This is a genomic window from uncultured Ruegeria sp. (genome assembly GCF_947489545.1).
Classification (GTDB): domain Bacteria; phylum Pseudomonadota; class Alphaproteobacteria; order Rhodobacterales; family Rhodobacteraceae; genus Ruegeria.
In genome coordinates, this window is sequence record NZ_CANLDZ010000012.1 from 1 (window position 1) to 15,719 (window position 15,719).

The following is a 15,719-nucleotide window of genomic DNA, read 5'->3' on the forward strand; positions in this document are numbered from 1 at the left end:
AAATGACATGACTTTGCAAGGCATGGACGCAATCACCACCAAATCCATCATGCGTGCTTGGTGGTAGAATTTGCTGCTTTTCCTGTTTTCCAAAGCCGCGCCGTTCGACCGACCCATCACCGTAAAGGGTCAAGACCCCCTCGGTCCCCTCGATCAGCGCCTCGCCCATGGTTTGGCGCAGATTTTCTGCGCTGTGGTCCAGGCATCTGTTGCCATCGAACATGGCTTTAACCCCATTGGGATGGTCCAGCAGAATGTAGCCAGCGTCTTCACCTGCAAGCACAGGATTAACCTTGCGCAGATCCGCATAGACCGCGCTTGGTGAGCCAAACAAAAACCTGAAAGTGTCGACAAAATGAACGGCGGTTTCGTGCACCAGAAAGCGCGGCAACTCCTGAAAATAGGGTTGCCGGTCCAGATAGGCCCGCGGTCCCTGCCCGTCACCAGGCCGTAGCCGGAATGTGGCCTGCAATGGGGTGCCGATTTGGCCTTGCGCCATGGCGGTCTTGATGGCGCGGTACCAGGGTTGAAAGCGAAAGTTCTCATGAATGACGATGGTTGCGTTAGCAGCATCAGCCTGAGCGATGACGTCTTCTGCCTCATCGAGAGACCGGCAAAAGGGTTTTTGGCATATAATCCATTTGAGGCCACAGCGCAGCGCTGTACGGATCGCGTCGGCCTGGGCTATCGGCGGCAAGATAATGTCCAGCAAATCCGGTCTCTCGGTCTTCAGCATCCGGGCGAGATCCTGATAGGCGGGCAGGCCGGTGGCCCTGGCCTTATCGATGTCGCGGTTGCAAGAGGCCACAGGGACCGCACGGGGCATGCGCGACCAGCCTTCATAATGGAACTGGCTAAAGTAACCAGCACCGACACAGGCAACCTTTATGTCTTGTTTGCTACTCATGTCGGCAGCGTGTCCATGACAGCTTTGGCGGCCTCCTGCGTTCCCGCGGTGCCGCCAAGGTCTCGGGTCAGGTTGTCGCCATCCGCCGTTACCGTCTCAACCGCTTCGCGCAGGCGTTCACCATCGCTGGACAGCGCTGGATTGTCATGGGTCATACCCAGCCACTCCAGCATCATTGCGGCCGATAGAATCATCGCAAAAGGGTTGGCTGTGCCTTGCCCGGCGATGTCCGGAGCGGACCCGTGGCAAGGTTGGAACACAGCGTGATTCAGACCGATATCTGCAGACGGTGCCAGTCCTAATCCGCCCATGAGACCCGCGCCCAGATCAGACAGGATATCGCCAAACATATTCTCGGTCACCAGAACATCGAACTCCCAAGGCTTTTGCACCATCCAAAGAGCGGTCGCATCAACATAAGAGTGGTCCGCGGTAAGGTGGGGGTGGTGCGCCGCCTCGGCGTCAAAGATCGACCGAAAGAAGGCGAAGGCGCGAAAGACATTAGCTTTGTCGACACAGGTGACCCGACCGGGACCACGGCCGGACGCCTTTCGGCTCTGGGCCAGTTGAAACGCAAAGCGGAACAGCTTTTCTGACACGTCGCGGGTGATCAGCAACGTCTCGCGAGCCTCGTTTTCGCAAACCTCGCCGGTGCCTTGCGAATAGAACAGGCCTTCGGTGCTCTCGCGGATCAGAACAAAGTCGATCTCTCTTTTGTCTGGCAAGGCCAAGGGCGTGGCTTGTCCGGGGCTCACTTTCACCGGGCGCACTCCCGCAAACAGACCTAGCCGTTTTCTCAGATCAATTTGGGGCGAAATCTCGGTTCCGTCGGGATAGCGCACATCTGGCAATCCCATTGCCGACAGCAGAATCGCATCGGCGCCGCGTGCAATGTCCAGCGATGTTGTCGGGAAGGAGTCGCCGGTGGCCGCGTAATGGGCAGCCCCGGCGGGCGCATCGGTGAAAGTCAGGCTGTAACCGGCATTTCGCTCTGAAAGCGAGCGCAGGATTTCAAGCGTGGGTGCCATGATTTCCGGGCCAATTCCATCTCCGTGGAAAACCGCAACTTCGTAACCTTTGTTCATCTGAACCCGTTTCCTTCATGTTTCGCATTCATAGCGCGATCGCAGCGTTTACCACAGTCCGTTGACAATGCATTGTTTAACGTATACGCAAATAAATGCAATAATAAACGCACAGTTGTTTTGGGAGGACTTGGAAATGAGATTGAGACTTGGGCGGCTTGCGGCCGCAGCCGTGATGGCGACGGGCATTGCAGCGACTGCCAGCGCGCAGGACTATCCCTATCGTGACATCACTACAGCGGTGGTCTGGGGGGCCGGTGGTGGCACCGACACGATAAACCGCATGATCATGGCAGAGATGGAAAAGCATCTGCCGGTCTCGATCAACGTGATCAACCAAACCGGCGGTGTCGCAGGATCGAATGGGATGGTCTATGTGATGAACCAGCCGGATGACGGTTACACTCTGGTCGGCCTGTCAGAATCCAACGTTACAGCGGCAGTGCAAGGTGGTTGGGACAAGAAATTCGACTTCTGGTACCCGTTCATCGTTGGCGGATCACCCGATCTGATCTCGGTGCCCGCCGACAGCCCCTACAATTCGCTTGAGGAACTTGTTGATGCCGCAAAAGCCGCGCCCGGCACCATTCCCGCAGCCGCGTCTGGGGCCGGATCCATTCACCACCTGAACTTGCTGGCGATAGAAAAAGGCTCGGGCGCTGAATTCAAATTCGTACCTTACAAGGGGTCTGCCCCCGGGCAGGAAGCTGCCATCGCGGGCGAGGTCGCGCTGGTCGTGACATCCCTTGCAGAACAAGCGCCCCTGATTGAGGGTGGGCAGCTAAAACCACTGGCAATGTTGACACCTGAAGATGCGCAGATCGGTGGAGCAACCGTACCGTCGGCATTTGGTGTCTATGACGGTCTGGACCAGTATCTGCCGCTGAAACAGGCGATCGGATTTGCTGTACACAGCTCGGCCGGGGATGATGTGAAGGCCGCTTTGGGTGAGGCGTTCGAACAGGCGATTGCCTCGGACACCGTTGCGGAATGGGCGGCTGCAAACAACTATGATGTTGGCGGTCAGCACGGGGCCGAAGCGCAAGAATTGTTCGCCAATCTTGAGGCCACGTTTGCCTATACCCTGCAGGATCTGGGGGCTGCCACCGTCGATCCCGCCTCTCTGGGTATTGAAAAGCCCTAAGACAGCACTTTTGGAAGGGGCGCGCGCGATCGCGCCCTTTTCTTCAGGAGGCCGGACATGGACAAAATCGACGAAACACAGGTCATGCGGGCGCGCGATTTCTGGGCATCGGTTGTGATAATCGCCGTGTCGCTATTCTTTTTGTGGAAAACCTCAGAAATTCCCCTTTGGGGTGGAAACCGGGCAGGGGTCAGCGGCACGGATTGGTACAATTCAGCCGCGATTGTTCCGCTGTTCATTTTTGGCGGATTGCTGGTTTTGTCGCTGGTGCTGCTGGTCATTTCGATCCGATCCGGCGGTGCGCAAAATGCACTCAGCGGAGTCGGGATCGGCTGGGACAGGGCCGAGGTGTTTCGCAGCTCGACAATAGGGCTTATGCTATTGGCTTATGTAGTTGGGCTGGTGCCCAGAGTGGATTTCATCCTGTCCTCGGGCCTGATGATCACTGCGCTGACCTTTGGATTCTATGGCGGGCACGCTCAGCGCGCCTTGATCGCCTGCCTCGCAGTCGCAGCCGCCGGGCTATTCGCATTTGTCCGCTTTCCGGCTCAGGCAGACTGGAATGCGCATGGCGACGATTGGGTCACTTTGATTTTGTGGATTATCCTGACTTTGTTGGTTCTCATCAAGGCCGGGTCCGAACGTGTTTTAAGGTATGTTCCGTCTATAGCGATTCTGGCGCCGCTTATCCTTGTGTGTGCCATGGCGTTTGGGTTTCGCCAGAACGTTCCCGCGCGTGGTGGTCTGATCTTCAAGCAAATCGAATACCACTATTACGTGACACTTCGTCCGTTGTGGAAAGATTGACTGAATGGATTTCATCTTTTCGCAGCTGGCTGGATTTGGATCCGCTCTTGTGAGTTTGACCGCAGACCCGCTGACCTATCTGTATCTGATTGCGTCAGTGTTTCTGGGCATAACTTTCGGGGCGCTGCCAGGATTGACGGCAACGCTGGCCGTTACGATCCTGACTGGGTTTTTCGGCAACAAAATCCCGTTGGACTATTCGCTGATCGCCTTGCTTGGGGCTTATGTTGGGGCAATCTATGGCGGGTCATACCCATCCATTCTGCTGAACATCCCTGGTACTGCGGCGAGCGCGGCCACTGCCATGGATGGCTACCCATTGGCCAAGGCAGGGCGCGGCGGCGAAGCACTGGGGCTTACGACAACCGCCAGCTTTATTGGCACAGTGATCGGTACGCTTACACTGCTGATATTTGTCTGGGCGTTGCTATTGGTGTCAAAAAACATCGCTAGTCCGGAAAAAGCGCTGTTGGCGCTGTTCGGTATCCTGTTGTCGGGCACGCTGATGAGCGAGGATCTGGTTATCAAGGGCTGGATCGCCGGGTTGATCGGGCTTGCCATGTCCATGGTTGGGCTCGATCCGCTGTTGTCAGAACCCCGCTACACATTTGGCTGGTCTTACCTGCTGAGCGGGTTTCAGGTTGTTCCTGTGTTGATGGGTGCCTTTGCCATTCCGCAAATCATCGATGGGTTGCGCCATGTCGAGGCAGGAAAGATTCTGGCCCTGAAAGGGCGTATCCTGCCAAACCTTCGATCCATCCGGCGCTATCTGCCCACGATTGGCCGATCTGGTGTGATCGGAACCGGCGTTGGCGCACTTCCAGGAGTGGGCGAGGATGTCGCCGGCTGGGTAAGCTATGGCGTAGGAAAAACCGTCTCGGCTGAAGGTGACAAATTCGGCCGTGGATCTTTGGAAGGTCTGCTATGTTCCGAGACGGCAAACAACGCCTGTATCGGCGGCGCGTTGATCCCGCTTTTGGTTCTGGGCATCCCCGGCTCCCCGCCCGCCGCCGCCTTGATGGGGGCGTTCAAGATCAACAACGTCATCCCGGGCCCGGCCATTGACCCCGAGATCATTCTGCGGGTGGTTGCAATCCTTGTGATGGCCTCGCTAACGATGTTCCTGATGGGGCTGTTCACAGCGCGCATCTTCATCAAGATTCTGGCCATTCCGCAAACCGTCTTTCTGCCGGTCGTAATGGTTTTGACGACGATTGGATCTTTTAGTGTCGGGGGAGGCATAAATGACCTGTACCTGATGCTGGGTGTCGGGGCCGTGGCCTATTTCATGAACATGATGAAATACCCCATCGCGCCGCTGGTGATCGGCGTCATTCTGGGGGGGCTGTTTGATGAAACTTTCCGCCGCTCACTGTTCCTGTCGGACGGGGATTTGTCCGTCTTCTTTTCACGCCCCGGGGCTGCCATTCTGCTGGTGCTGAACCTTGGCCTGATCCTCAGCCAGCTGCCTGCCGCCAAGCGCGTTTTTCTACGCTTGAAAGGACGGTCTGCGTGATGTTTGCTGTTACGGTCACTTTCACTTTGAAGCCCGGTTTGCGAGGCACCTTCTTACCCTTGATGGTGGAAAACGCGGCATTGTCCCTGCACGACGAGCCGGGGTGTCATCAATTCGATGTCTGCCTTGGGCAAGACCCGGATACGGTGTTCTTGTATGAGATTTATGATGACAGCGCGGCATTCGGTGCGCACCTTGAAAGTACGCATTTCAAATCCTTCGATACGGCCGTGGCGGGGATGATCGCTGCCAAGGTTGTTCATCAATACGCCGAGGTCATCCGATGAACGATTGGGAAATCCACGCGGTCAAATACGCCGATCGCAATGCCCGAACCCGCGCGGACAGCTTCATCATCGACGACAACCACAACGCCCCCCATGCGATGGACTATTACATCTGGGTGCTGAGGCGCGGGGATCAGGTGCTGTTGGTCGACACGGGCTATGACGCGGATGAAGGTACTGCGCGCGGCCGCCCCATTGCACTGGATCCGCGCGAAGCGCTGCGCCCCCTGGGCATCACGCCCGAGGCGGTCAGCCAGGTGATCGTTACACATCTTCACTATGATCATGCCGGGGGGCTGCATCTGTTCCCGAATGCCACGCTGCATATGCAAGCGGCCGAGATGACCTTTGCCACTGGCCCCTGTATGTGTGACGACCACCTACGCGCGCCATTTACGGCCAATCATGTCTGTGAAGCCGTGCAGCGGCTTTATTCTGGCAAGGTGGTTTTCCACGAAGGGGACGCAGAGATCGCCGACGGTGTGACGGTGCATTGCATCGGCGGCCACTCGCGTGGGCTTCAATGTGTTCGGGTGCGCACCGGTGTTGGATGGATGGTTTTGGCCTCGGATGCCTCGCACTATTACGAGAACTTCATGGCGCGCAAAGCCTTTCCCATAGTTGTCGATATGCAGGACATGCTGGACGGTTTCGAAACGTTGGAGCGTCTCGCATCTCATCCCAAACTCATTATCCCCGGTCACGACCCCCTTGTACGAGAGGTGTTTCCGGTTGGTGCGGCCCCACATATCCACCGGCTGGACCCGGGGCCGCTAAAAGAGGTCGAGATATGAAAATTGGTGTCATTGCCGATGATTTTACTGGGGCCTCCGACATCGCCCTGACCTTGGCCGAGGCCGGGATGCGGGTGTGCCAGTTCATCGGCGTCCCCGAAAACGCCGCAGCCAAAGAGCTGGACGCCGGAGTCGTGGCGCTGAAGTCTCGTACTGCACCGAGGGATGAGGCCATTCGCGACAGTCTTGCGGCGTGTGACTGGCTACTGGCGCAAGGGGTTGAGCAGATCGTGTTCAAGGTCTGCTCAACCTTCGACAGCACACCCAAAGGCAATATCGGTCCGGTGCTGGATGCCTTGTCCGATCGGCTTGGTGCCAAGGGCGTGATTGTCTGCCCGGCTTTCCCCGAAAACGGACGCAGTGTCTATCAAGGGCATTTGTTTGTGCAAGACAAGCTGTTGAACGAAAGTGGTATGCAGAACCACCCGTTGACCCCGATGCGAGACGCGGATTTGAAGCGTGTTCTGGCCGCACAGTCCAGCAAAACTGTCAATCACATCGAAGCTTTGACAGTCATGCGCGGTGCCTCGGCCATTCGCGCCACTCTGCCGACGGATGGGTACGTCATCGCAGATGCTATCCGCGATGAAGATCTGTTTGAGATCGGCGAGGCAGCCAAAGGCGTGCGTTTGCTGTGTGGTGGATCGGGTATCGCTTTGGGATTACCAGCAAACTTCGATATCGCCCCGGCCAAACCCTCCTGGAACGCGATAAAAGGCCCGGGAGTTGTTCTATCCGGTTCGTGCAGCCAAGCCACGCGGCAACAGGTTGAGGTCTACAAAGGACAGGCGCCACATCGCGAAATCACCGCGTCAGAAGTCGTGAACGGCACCGTCAATGCGCAGGAGCTTGCTGCGTGGGCAATGGCGCAGCCCGTTCCCCCCTTGATCTATTCTTCCGCCGAACCGGGCGTGGTGAAGGCAGCCCAAGACACTTTCGGGGCGGATCGCGCGGCGCTGGCGATTGAAAAACTCTTTGCAGATCTTTCTGCCGAACTGGTCGCGATGGGCGCGCGCAGAATTGTTGTGGCAGGAGGGGAAACATCGGGCACTGTGGTCAAGGGGCTCGCGGCACAGACACTGGAGGTTGGACCGCGCCTTACCGCCGGGGTGCCTGTGCTGCGCCTGATACAGGCCCGACCGATTGCGCTTGCGTTGAAGTCCGGCAACTTTGGCGACCAGAACTTCTTTGCTGACGCGTTGGACAAAATGGAACAACCCACATGAGCGAAGAAGCCAAACTGCGCGAAGAGATTTGTATTCTGGCGAAATCCATGTTTGACCGAGGGCTTACCTACGGCACCTCCGGCAATATCTCAGCCAGGCTGTCCGATGGCACATTGCTGATAACACCAACAGGCAGTTCAATAGGGTTTCTGGACCCTGCTCGCATCAGTCATCTGGATGCAAACCTTCAATTGTTGGGCGGTGATCGACCGACCAAAGAAATCCCCTTACACACAGCATTTTATGAGACCCGCAACGGGACCGGCGCGGTTGTACACCTACACTCAACCCATTCGGTCGCGCTGTCGATGCTGCCTGAACCCGATCCAGACAACGTGCTGCCACCACTCACGCCGTATTCAATCATGAGATTAGGCAAGGTTAAGTTGCTGCCATTCTTTGTGCCCGGAGATGCTGCGATGGGTGACGCAGTAAGAGGCCTTGCAGGTCACCGCACGGCAGTGTTGTTGGCCAACCACGGACCGGTTGTTGCTGGAAAAGATATATGGGCCGCGGCGTTCGCAATGGAAGAACTAGAGGAAACGGCAAAACTAACTCTGCTTACGCGGGGATTAAACCCTGGCGCCCTCACGACAGAGGAAGTGCGCGCCGTAGAAAAGCTGAGTCAGCCCTAGTCCACAAACACCGGTCAATAGCCCAGCGAATCCCTGGTTCGATGAGCCGCGCCGCGGCACTAAGGATAGGTATCAGACGTCCGTTATAGGCCGATCTCACTTGTCCGCCCTTTTGTTGCAACCTCAGTGAGCGCATCCTAAGCAAGACACCTTAGCCACGAAGTAGGACCCGAGGCCAAGGGATTAAAGCGTGTCAGCCTGGGCATCCTTGTTTTTGTCGGCTTTGTGCTGGTCTTCGGTTCGCCCGGCTCGCCAATAGCTGGACAGGTAGAGCATTTGCCTTTTTACCCTTCGTTCGGTTCGGAAGTAGGTCCTGAGCGCTCTCATCGTGTCGAACTCGCGCGCCGTCCAGACAAACGGGTCGCCATCAAGCCATTCGAAGCTTTTGATCTTATCGAGCAGTCTGTTTTTCAGTTCTTGTGGTATTGGGTTAACAACCCAATGCAGGCTCATGCCCGCTGGCAAGTTCACGTGCTGCCGATCCGCGTCAGAGGTGATCTCAAGAACCGCATACCCTTTTGCGTCGTAGGCAGAATCTCTAGATTGCACATGGCGGCAGGCTGAGCAGTCATGTCTCCGGCGATCAGATACCATTCTGCGTTCGGAGGGGCCATCTTCTCTATGTCAGGCCCGTTGATCAGCATTGTGTCTCCGGGTTCGACTGAGACGCCCAGTCGATGGCAATTCCACCGATATCAGCATGCATAGCAGAATCGACGGTGATCTTCCCGTTCGCGGCTTCGTGCGACCGGATCGTATAAGTGCGCATGACCGGTCGGTCTGGTGTTGTCCGCGGAAGATCGGTAAAGACGAGCTTGATGTACCCGCCCTCTTTCCCCACAGGAAAGTCGGCCAATTCTGGACCTCCGAACACAATCCGCCTCATGTTCGGCGAGACGTCGTATACCGATTGCACCACTGCTGTTCTGCTCATTCTGAATTCCCGCGTTTTCGTGAAGATCTCGCTTTCGGACGAAGACCTTCTGAAGCTGCTGCGCTATTTGAGAGCTGCGCAGGTGATCATAGCCTCTAAACCAGCGTCATTTCGAAGGTGTTGTGGATCAGAAGCGCTACAAGACTGGCTGAGAAAGGTAAGGATTGTAGGGCGCCCATAACACTGCATTCAATACATTGATTTTATTCATAAAATACATGCGTCTTCGCCAACAGTCTTGTGCGATACTTACGCATAAGTCGGCCCAAATCGCCTGAGATTTTGCGCGGTCGTAGAGACGCGTTCAATTGATCTTAGTCGTGGTTTTGTTCCGTCAACCTTATAGCACTAACACTCAATCAAAGGTGCATTCTGATTGGTGGATTCCAGCCCTCATTTAAAGAACTGGCTTAATTCGCGGGCATGCTGTGGATCGCTGAACTGGAACCAGTGGCAGCAACTCAGATTCTTGGCGGGTTTTTTTGATGCAATATGATTGCTCGGCCGAACAGGTTCAAAGCAATCATCGACTTGATTGTAGACGATTTGGCATGCACCAATGAGAGCAAGTTGGAACTGCGAAGGAAGTGGACCCACGCAGTTCCCAGAAATCATGCTTTTATGAACGCCAGCAGATCGTCGTTTACTTGCTCCGGATGGGTGGCAAAAAACCCGTGAGACAGGCCTTTGTAAACCTTCAGTGTCCCGTTCTTCAGGAGCTTGACCGCTTTCTCTGCCGAGTTTGCAATCGGAACGACCTGATCGTCATCTCCATGCATCACCAAAACAGGGAGGTCGATGGCCTTCAGATCTTCCGTCTGATCGGTTTCCGAGAAGACAGCAATGCATTGATAATGTGCTGATGCACTTCCCATCATGCCTTGACGCCACCAGTTCTGGATTTGACCCTGGCTGACCTCCGCGCCTTCACGATTGAACCCAAAGAAGGGGCCGGCAGGCACGTCCATATAGAACTGCGCGCGATTGGCGATCAAAGCACTGCGGAAGCCGTCAAAGACCTCCAACGGAATGCCATCCGGGTTGGTGTCTGTCTTCAACATCAAGGGCGGGATCGCTCCCAGCAATGCGGCTTTGGCGACACGGCCGGGTTTAGCGCGCGCAACGTAGCGCGCCACCTCACCGCCGCCTGTCGAATGCCCGATGTGAACCGCGTTCTTCAGGTCCAGTGTTTCGACAAGATCAGCGACATCAGCCGCATAGGTATCCATGTCGTGCCCTTGATCGGTTTGGCTGGACCGACCATGGCCGCGACGATCATGGGCGATCACCCGATAGCCCTGGGAGGCGAAGAACAGCATCTGAGTGTCCCAGTCGTCGCTGCTCAATGGCCAGCCATGGTGAAAAACGATGGGTTGCGCATCATTTGGCCCCCAGTCTTTGTAGAAGATTTCAGTTCCGTCGGATGTTGTGAATGTAGACATTTGTTCGATTCCTTGCAGGTCAGTTTTGGGTTGTGAGAGCGCTATTGAAGGCAACGCGATGGCTGCGGACGTAGCTACCGCCGTCATCAAAACGTCGCGCCGGTTCAGTGAGATGTTTGGTTTCGTCGTATGGGGCATTTGTGCCTCTGAAGTTGTGGGTGTCGTTGTGACAAGCCAGAACCTAGGCGTTGGGGTACCGGCACAGGATTGGCGATATTGACAAATGACGGGGCAAAATTGACAAATGCGATATGAAATGCGTCGCGGAAATTGGGCTTCTGATCTATCCCGATTGTCAGCTGTCTGCCGTCTACGGAATGACCGACCTGTTTCGGATCGCGACCGAGTGGACGCCTGAGGCAGAACGGTCTTACATTCGGGTCACCCATTGGAGACGTGATCCGACCGAACCAAAAGCGCCGCCTGTGTGCAGTTGGGATAGTCACCCCAACAAGGATCACAAGCTCGACTTTGTCATCGTGCCCCCCAGCATTGTGATGCCGGAAAAAATGGCAAATTTGCCAGATGAAGCGGCATGGTTGAGTGACCGGCATGGCACTGGCACCCGGGTCTGCTCTGTCTGTGCGGGCGCGTTTGTGCTGGCGGAAAGCGGGTTGCTGCAAGGACGGAAAATTACGACACACTGGGCGTTTGCCGACCAATTGGCACGTCGCTTTCCAGATATTGCAGTGGCGGATCAACACATGGTCCTGGATGACGGGGACATCATCACGGCAGGAGGCATATTGGCGTGGACCGACCTAGGGCTGACCCTGGTCGAGCGCCTGATGGGACCAAGCGTCATGCTTGCGACGGCAAGGTTCCTGCTCATTGATCCGCCTCGAAACTCACAGCGACCATTCGCGGAGTTTCTACCGCGCTTTGACCACGGAGACAGCTCAATTCTGAGGGCACAACAAAGCGTGCACGCCGATCCAGCCGGGGCAAATGGATTGACCGAGCTATCGGCGCTTGCTGGATTGGGAGAGCGCACGTTTCTGCGCCGATTTTCGGCAGCGACCGGATTGAAACCGACGGAGTATGTGCAGAACGCGCGGATTGCGAAAGCGCGCGAGAGTCTTGAGCTGACTCAGGATACTGTAGACCAAATTTCCTGGGATGCTGGGTATGAAGACACTTCAGCCTTCCGAAAGGTGTTCAAAAGGCTCATCGGTATGACGCCAAACGCATATCGGCTGCGTTTTGGTGTGACAGCTTAGCTTTGAGAGGAGAAGGTAAGCTGCCACTGACTGAACGGCATCTCAGTGACTGATCCCGTCAGCAAGGGCCAGGAGCCGACAGCATTATCACGTTAACTGGCGGCAGTCAGCGTTCGACGAGACAGACCCACCATGGATGAACGCCTCCAGGCTCTCGAAATTCAAGCAAGCATGCTTATCTCGAGCCTGAATGACCCCAATGCACAGCGGGCATTGTCAGATAGACCAAATGGCATCGACGTGTCTGGTATCTGGGGAAGCCGCACACAGAAGTTCCTTTGGCGGACGCTTACACGGCCCTTTTACCCGCACGAATGCCTAGGTGAAACGCGAGTTCGACATTTTATCCATATGACGACTGATGAAACGTCCGATTGAGGCGGCGCGGCAAATAGTTTTTCCAACTATTCACCTTCGTCAAAATCGATGTGGATATGATTGCCATCGGGGTCGGCCAGATGGAACTGGACGACGCTGGCGCCAGGCAAATCTGTCTTTCTGAACGGAAGACTGTGTTCAACAAGCTTCTTTTCGAATGACCTCATCCCCTTGGCCGAGAATGCGAAGTGTTCGAGTTTCAGCTTCACTTCTGAACCAACACTGGGTTGTCCTTCGCGACCCACCAAGTGAACCAAAGCGTGTTCTCCCGCATACATCCATGCCCCGGGGAACCGAAAGTCGGGGCGTGGTCCTGGCTTCAAACCGAGTATCTCTTCGTACCACGCCACCAGTTCGGTCAGTCTGTTGGTCACTATATTTACGTGATCGAGCCGTTCAATTTCCATTTCAAAATCCCTCGAGGACGAGCTTGCCCTTTGCCTTACCGCTTTCGAGGATAGCATGGGCTTTGATCAGGTTGTCAGCACAGATAGTACCAAGCGTCTCAGTCGCGGTAGACCTGATCTTCCCTTCGTCTATCATACTGGCAACGTGATTCAGAATATCACTCTGTCGACGCATATCACCAGTCGCAAACAGCGACCGGGTGTACATAAACTCCCAGTGTATTGAGATCGACTTGGGTTTAAACGGCGCGATATCGAAAGTCTCAGGGTCGTCGATCAAACCAAAACGACCTTGGGGTGTCATCACCTCAGTAGCTTGAGATGCATAAAGCTCGGAATGGTTTGTCGAGTAAATGAAATCCGCGCTTTCGATACCTAGCGCCTTGAGTTGCGAGCCAAAAGGTTCGGCATGGTTGATGACATTTTGTGCGCCCAACTCTCGAACCCAATCTTGTGTCTCGGGCCGAGAGGCAGTGGCCACCACCGTCAAATCAGTGAGAGCGCGAGCCAATTGGATGGCGATTGACCCGACACCACCTGCACCGCCTATGACCAGCAACGTATTAGTCCCAGCGGGAACGGCATCTTGGACTCGCAACCGGTCGAACAGCATTTCATACGCAGTCAGTGTCGTAAGTGGCATCGCCGCAGCCGCTGACGCTGCTATGGATTTTGGCGCGGTTCCGACGATACGTTCATCCACCAGATGGAACTCAGCATTGGTTCCGGGCCGATTGATCGCCCCGGCGTACCAAACGGTGTCTCCCGGTTTGAAAGTCTCGACCGCCTCGCCAACGGCTTCGACGATCCCTACGGCGTCCCACCCCAGAACATCAGGTGCTGGACCTTCAGGAGCTTGTTTTTGCCGAATTTTTGTATCGACCGGGTTCACTGATACGGCTTTAACCTTCACGAGCAAGTCGTGCCCGTTCGGCGTTGGTTTATCTGCCTCGAAATCAATCAAGGCGTCCGCCCGATCAATCGGTCCTGTCTCACGGTATCCCACAGCTTTCATAACGTGCTCCTCTCTCCGACTTTTGATCAACCGACGATGGTCATCTCATTCAACGTGAATTCAGCGACGGCGCCCTCTGTCGCTTCCAAGTATGCGGTCAGGTGCTGAGCACTCATGTGGGTCTGCCATAGCTCTCGACTTTCCCAATTTTCGTAAAACAGGAAGTGTGCTGGGTTGTCGTTGTCTTGGTGCAGGTCGTAGTTGACGCAGCCCTTTTCAGACCGGGTGACGTCGATGAGCTTGATAAGCTCGGCTTTGACAAGATCGATCTTGTCGGCGTTGGCTTTGACGTTGGCGACAATGGTCAGCTTGGCCATATGGTGGTTCCTTTTCTGTTTGATTGGTTTCGTAGATTTACGTCACCGTAAAAACGGGATAAATACTCATCTATCAAAGATATAATCCGGAAAACCCGGCCAATGTTTCTCGACAACCTTCGCGTCTTCCTGACCATCGCCGAGAAAGGCAGCCTTGTTGCAGCCGCCCGAGAGACAGGTTTATCGAGCACAACCGTCTCCGAACGGCTCGCCGCTCTGGAAACACACTATGGTGTGGTTTTGTTCAACCGAACAACCCGCTCCATCAGCTTGACCGAAGAAGGACGCGTCCTGCTCGATGGTGCCAAAAGCGTTCTCGGCGAAGTTACTGACCTCGACACCCGCATTCGTCACGGCGCCGAAACCCTGTCTGGCCCGATCCGCGTCAGTGCGCCCATCGATTTAGGTCGGGGTGTTGTGTCGGATGTGATCACCGAATTCACCGAAGAAAACCCGGCCGTTTCGATAGAACTGTCACTATCCGATGGCTATGTCGATCTCGTGGGCCAGGGTTTTGACCTGGCTGTTCGATTTGGGGATATCACCGACAGCGCGCTCCGAATACGCAACCTCGGAAGCTACCAGCGTGTTGTCTGCGCGGCGCCCAGCTACTTGGCGAGACATGGAGCTCCAGAACGGCCCGAAGATCTCGCAAAACACAACTGCCTGATCATGCGGTTCGGCGGCTCGCTCGACAACGTTTGGGAGTTTGGCGCAGGCACTGAGCGTCAGCTTATACCGGTCAGGGGAAACCGAATTGTGAATGATGGCTCGCTTATCCGCAGTTGGGCGCTGGAAGGCCAAGGTATTGTGTTGAAGTCGGAACTTGATGTCGGCGATGATGTCAGAACCGGAAAGCTGGTGGCCCTTTTAGGCGACTTCCTCCCGCCACCCAAGCCGCTACAAATGATGTTTCCGCCCAGTCGAGCCCAACCTCGCCGAGTGGCAGCACTCGCACAATATCTCCACCAGAAAATGGGTGCGGGCTGATCCAATCGGGAACGGGTAGCCGTGACTTGTTCCAAGGGGGCAATTCTTCAGTTCTCAGTTTCAAGATCACTCAACGACCCGCCGCCCCGTTGGAAGTCGCGCCAGACCCATACCATTCGATCCACAAACCACATTTTGCCGCCTGAGATCATAACGATGCCAAGGCATGTGAACCCGATGTCGAATTTCCACAGCCCATATGCGAAGGGTACGAGACCCAAACCGCTTCCTACTGCCAGTGCCTTGGCGACTCTCCTGTGATGCGCTGCGACCTTGTCGAGGTGCCGCAGCCACACGCGCTCACCCAACACGCCTTGCGCTGACCAGCTTTCGAAGCTTTTGGGTTGCGGAAACACGCGTGGATTCAACCAGATCCAAACAATAACGATAGCTATGGCCACCCACGCCCAGCCGCCTACCCAAGCGCGGCTCCAGATTGCCACAGCCAAAAGCGGAAGTGGCGTCAACACACGGGTCCAGACTGACCATGGATTGGCATGTCGAAGCCAGACCTCATCTTTCATCCCCATGAAACGCTCGGAAAACCGAACTACATCCATGCGCTCAACTCCGAAAACCGACACGCGTGTCGGTGTGTTCACATACTCGAAACTT

The 15,719-nt window shown here is 55.7% G+C and carries 18 protein-coding genes; 9 read left to right on the forward strand and 9 right to left on the reverse strand.

Translation table 11 applies throughout. The features are described 5' to 3' along the window. On the reverse strand, positions 1–907 hold a 907-nt coding region (locus tag Q1B13_RS15990), incomplete at its 3' end, for a Gfo/Idh/MocA family oxidoreductase (RefSeq protein ID WP_299082153.1). Further along, the gene (locus Q1B13_RS15995; protein ID WP_299082155.1) at positions 904–1,992 is read right to left on the reverse strand and encodes an isocitrate/isopropylmalate family dehydrogenase; all 1,089 of its coding nucleotides are present in this window, start codon (positions 1,990–1,992) and stop codon (positions 904–906) included. The genes Q1B13_RS15990 and Q1B13_RS15995, both read right to left, overlap by 4 nt. Positions 1,993–2,128: 136 nt before the next feature. Between Q1B13_RS15995 and Q1B13_RS16000 the strand changes: the two genes are divergently transcribed. From Q1B13_RS16000 to otnC, 7 genes are read left to right on the forward strand one after another with little or no spacing between them, the layout of a single operon-like run. Further along, entirely contained in the window at positions 2,129–3,136 is a 1,008-nt protein-coding gene (locus Q1B13_RS16000) for a tripartite tricarboxylate transporter substrate binding protein (RefSeq protein ID WP_299082157.1), read from the forward strand. 57 nt (positions 3,137–3,193) lie between these two features. Then, positions 3,194–3,943, forward strand: coding sequence for a hypothetical protein (locus Q1B13_RS16005; protein WP_299082159.1), 750 nt, complete (start codon positions 3,194–3,196; stop codon positions 3,941–3,943). Positions 3,944–3,947: 4 nt separating this feature from the next. Next, positions 3,948–5,459: a tripartite tricarboxylate transporter permease gene (locus Q1B13_RS16010; RefSeq protein ID WP_299082160.1), complete on the forward strand. Its 1,512-nt coding sequence runs from the start codon at positions 3,948–3,950 to the stop codon at positions 5,457–5,459. Further along, complete coding sequence (locus Q1B13_RS16015) at positions 5,459–5,746, forward strand: putative quinol monooxygenase (protein WP_299082162.1); 288 nt, start codon at positions 5,459–5,461, stop codon at positions 5,744–5,746. Before Q1B13_RS16010 ends, Q1B13_RS16015 begins: the two co-directional genes overlap by 1 nt. Beyond that, on the forward strand, positions 5,743–6,540 hold the full coding sequence (locus tag Q1B13_RS16020; protein ID WP_299082165.1) for an N-acyl homoserine lactonase family protein: 798 nt from the start codon (positions 5,743–5,745) through the stop codon (positions 6,538–6,540). The genes Q1B13_RS16015 and Q1B13_RS16020 overlap by 4 nt, the downstream gene beginning before the upstream one ends. Next, a complete protein-coding gene (gene otnK, locus Q1B13_RS16025) occupies positions 6,537–7,766 on the forward strand; it encodes a 3-oxo-tetronate kinase (protein ID WP_299082167.1) in 1,230 nt (409 codons plus the stop codon). Before Q1B13_RS16020 ends, otnK begins: the two co-directional genes overlap by 4 nt. After that, entirely contained in the window at positions 7,763–8,401 is a 639-nt protein-coding gene (otnC, locus tag Q1B13_RS16030) for a 3-oxo-tetronate 4-phosphate decarboxylase (protein ID WP_299082169.1), read from the forward strand. The genes otnK and otnC overlap by 4 nt, the downstream gene beginning before the upstream one ends. 183 nt (positions 8,402–8,584) lie before the next feature. Here otnC and Q1B13_RS16035 read toward each other — a convergent pair whose 3' ends face one another. From Q1B13_RS16035 to Q1B13_RS16045, 3 genes are all read right to left on the reverse strand, one after another. Beyond that, entirely contained in the window at positions 8,585–8,950 is a 366-nt protein-coding gene (locus Q1B13_RS16035; protein ID WP_299799990.1) for a siderophore-interacting protein, read from the reverse strand. Between the two features lie 88 nt (positions 8,951–9,038). Further along, positions 9,039–9,335, reverse strand: coding sequence for a siderophore-interacting protein (locus Q1B13_RS16040; protein WP_299082173.1), 297 nt, complete (start codon positions 9,333–9,335; stop codon positions 9,039–9,041). 611 nt (positions 9,336–9,946) lie between these two features. Continuing rightward, on the reverse strand, positions 9,947–10,777 hold the full coding sequence (locus Q1B13_RS16045; RefSeq protein WP_299082174.1) for an alpha/beta hydrolase: 831 nt from the start codon (positions 10,775–10,777) through the stop codon (positions 9,947–9,949). 251 nt (positions 10,778–11,028) lie between these two features. Here Q1B13_RS16045 and Q1B13_RS16050 point away from each other — a divergent pair, with 251 nt between their 5' ends. After that, positions 11,029–11,997 (forward strand): GlxA family transcriptional regulator, encoded by a 969-nt coding sequence (locus Q1B13_RS16050; protein WP_299082175.1) that lies wholly within the window; start codon positions 11,029–11,031, stop codon positions 11,995–11,997. Between the two features lie 404 nt (positions 11,998–12,401). Here Q1B13_RS16050 and Q1B13_RS16055 read toward each other — a convergent pair whose 3' ends face one another. The 3 genes from Q1B13_RS16055 to Q1B13_RS16065 are packed head-to-tail and all read right to left on the reverse strand — an operon-like array spanning position 12,402 to position 14,114. Beyond that, positions 12,402–12,839, reverse strand: a complete 438-nt coding sequence (locus tag Q1B13_RS16055) for a VOC family protein (protein WP_367180709.1) — start codon at positions 12,837–12,839, stop codon at positions 12,402–12,404. Continuing rightward, the gene (locus Q1B13_RS16060; protein WP_299082178.1) at positions 12,784–13,797 is read right to left on the reverse strand and encodes a zinc-binding alcohol dehydrogenase family protein; all 1,014 of its coding nucleotides are present in this window, start codon (positions 13,795–13,797) and stop codon (positions 12,784–12,786) included. Before Q1B13_RS16060 ends, Q1B13_RS16055 begins: the two co-directional genes overlap by 56 nt. Positions 13,798–13,823: 26 nt before the next feature. Then, complete coding sequence (locus tag Q1B13_RS16065; RefSeq protein WP_299082179.1) at positions 13,824–14,114, reverse strand: putative quinol monooxygenase; 291 nt, start codon at positions 14,112–14,114, stop codon at positions 13,824–13,826. Positions 14,115–14,216: 102 nt separating this feature from the next. Between Q1B13_RS16065 and Q1B13_RS16070 the strand changes: the two genes are divergently transcribed. After that, positions 14,217–15,104: a LysR family transcriptional regulator gene (locus Q1B13_RS16070; RefSeq protein WP_299082180.1), complete on the forward strand. Its 888-nt coding sequence runs from the start codon at positions 14,217–14,219 to the stop codon at positions 15,102–15,104. 47 nt (positions 15,105–15,151) lie between these two features. Here Q1B13_RS16070 and Q1B13_RS16075 read toward each other — a convergent pair whose 3' ends face one another. Further along, a complete protein-coding gene (locus Q1B13_RS16075; protein WP_298936369.1) occupies positions 15,152–15,664 on the reverse strand; it encodes a DUF6653 family protein in 513 nt (170 codons plus the stop codon). Positions 15,665–15,719: the final 55 nt, after the last annotated feature.

Bases quoted from the DNA above. Each gene is read 5' to 3' on its own strand.
- Q1B13_RS16050 (WP_299082175.1), top strand. From the start codon at position 11,029: ATGAAATGCGTCGCGGAAATTGGGCTTCTGATCTATCCCGATTGTCAG.
- Q1B13_RS16005 (WP_299082159.1), top strand. From the start codon at position 3,194: ATGGACAAAATCGACGAAACACAGGTCATGCGGGCGCGCGATTTCTGG.
- Q1B13_RS16000 (WP_299082157.1), top strand. From the start codon at position 2,129: ATGAGATTGAGACTTGGGCGGCTTGCGGCCGCAGCCGTGATGGCGACG.
- Q1B13_RS16040 (WP_299082173.1), bottom strand. From the start codon at position 9,335: ATGAGCAGAACAGCAGTGGTGCAATCGGTATACGACGTCTCGCCGAAC.
- otnK (WP_299082167.1), top strand. From the start codon at position 6,537: ATGAAAATTGGTGTCATTGCCGATGATTTTACTGGGGCCTCCGACATC.
- Q1B13_RS16055 (WP_367180709.1), bottom strand. From the start codon at position 12,839: ATGCTATCCTCGAAAGCGGTAAGGCAAAGGGCAAGCTCGTCCTCGAGG.
- Q1B13_RS16010 (WP_299082160.1), top strand. From the start codon at position 3,948: ATGGATTTCATCTTTTCGCAGCTGGCTGGATTTGGATCCGCTCTTGTG.
- Q1B13_RS16075 (WP_298936369.1), bottom strand. From the start codon at position 15,664: ATGGATGTAGTTCGGTTTTCCGAGCGTTTCATGGGGATGAAAGATGAG.
- Q1B13_RS16065 (WP_299082179.1), bottom strand. From the start codon at position 14,114: ATGGCCAAGCTGACCATTGTCGCCAACGTCAAAGCCAACGCCGACAAG.
- Q1B13_RS16070 (WP_299082180.1), top strand. From the start codon at position 14,217: ATGTTTCTCGACAACCTTCGCGTCTTCCTGACCATCGCCGAGAAAGGC.
- Q1B13_RS15995 (WP_299082155.1), bottom strand. From the start codon at position 1,992: ATGAACAAAGGTTACGAAGTTGCGGTTTTCCACGGAGATGGAATTGGC.
- Q1B13_RS16045 (WP_299082174.1), bottom strand. From the start codon at position 10,777: ATGTCTACATTCACAACATCCGACGGAACTGAAATCTTCTACAAAGAC.
- otnC (WP_299082169.1), top strand. From the start codon at position 7,763: ATGAGCGAAGAAGCCAAACTGCGCGAAGAGATTTGTATTCTGGCGAAA.
- Q1B13_RS16060 (WP_299082178.1), bottom strand. From the start codon at position 13,797: ATGAAAGCTGTGGGATACCGTGAGACAGGACCGATTGATCGGGCGGAC.
- Q1B13_RS16020 (WP_299082165.1), top strand. From the start codon at position 5,743: ATGAACGATTGGGAAATCCACGCGGTCAAATACGCCGATCGCAATGCC.
- Q1B13_RS16015 (WP_299082162.1), top strand. From the start codon at position 5,459: ATGTTTGCTGTTACGGTCACTTTCACTTTGAAGCCCGGTTTGCGAGGC.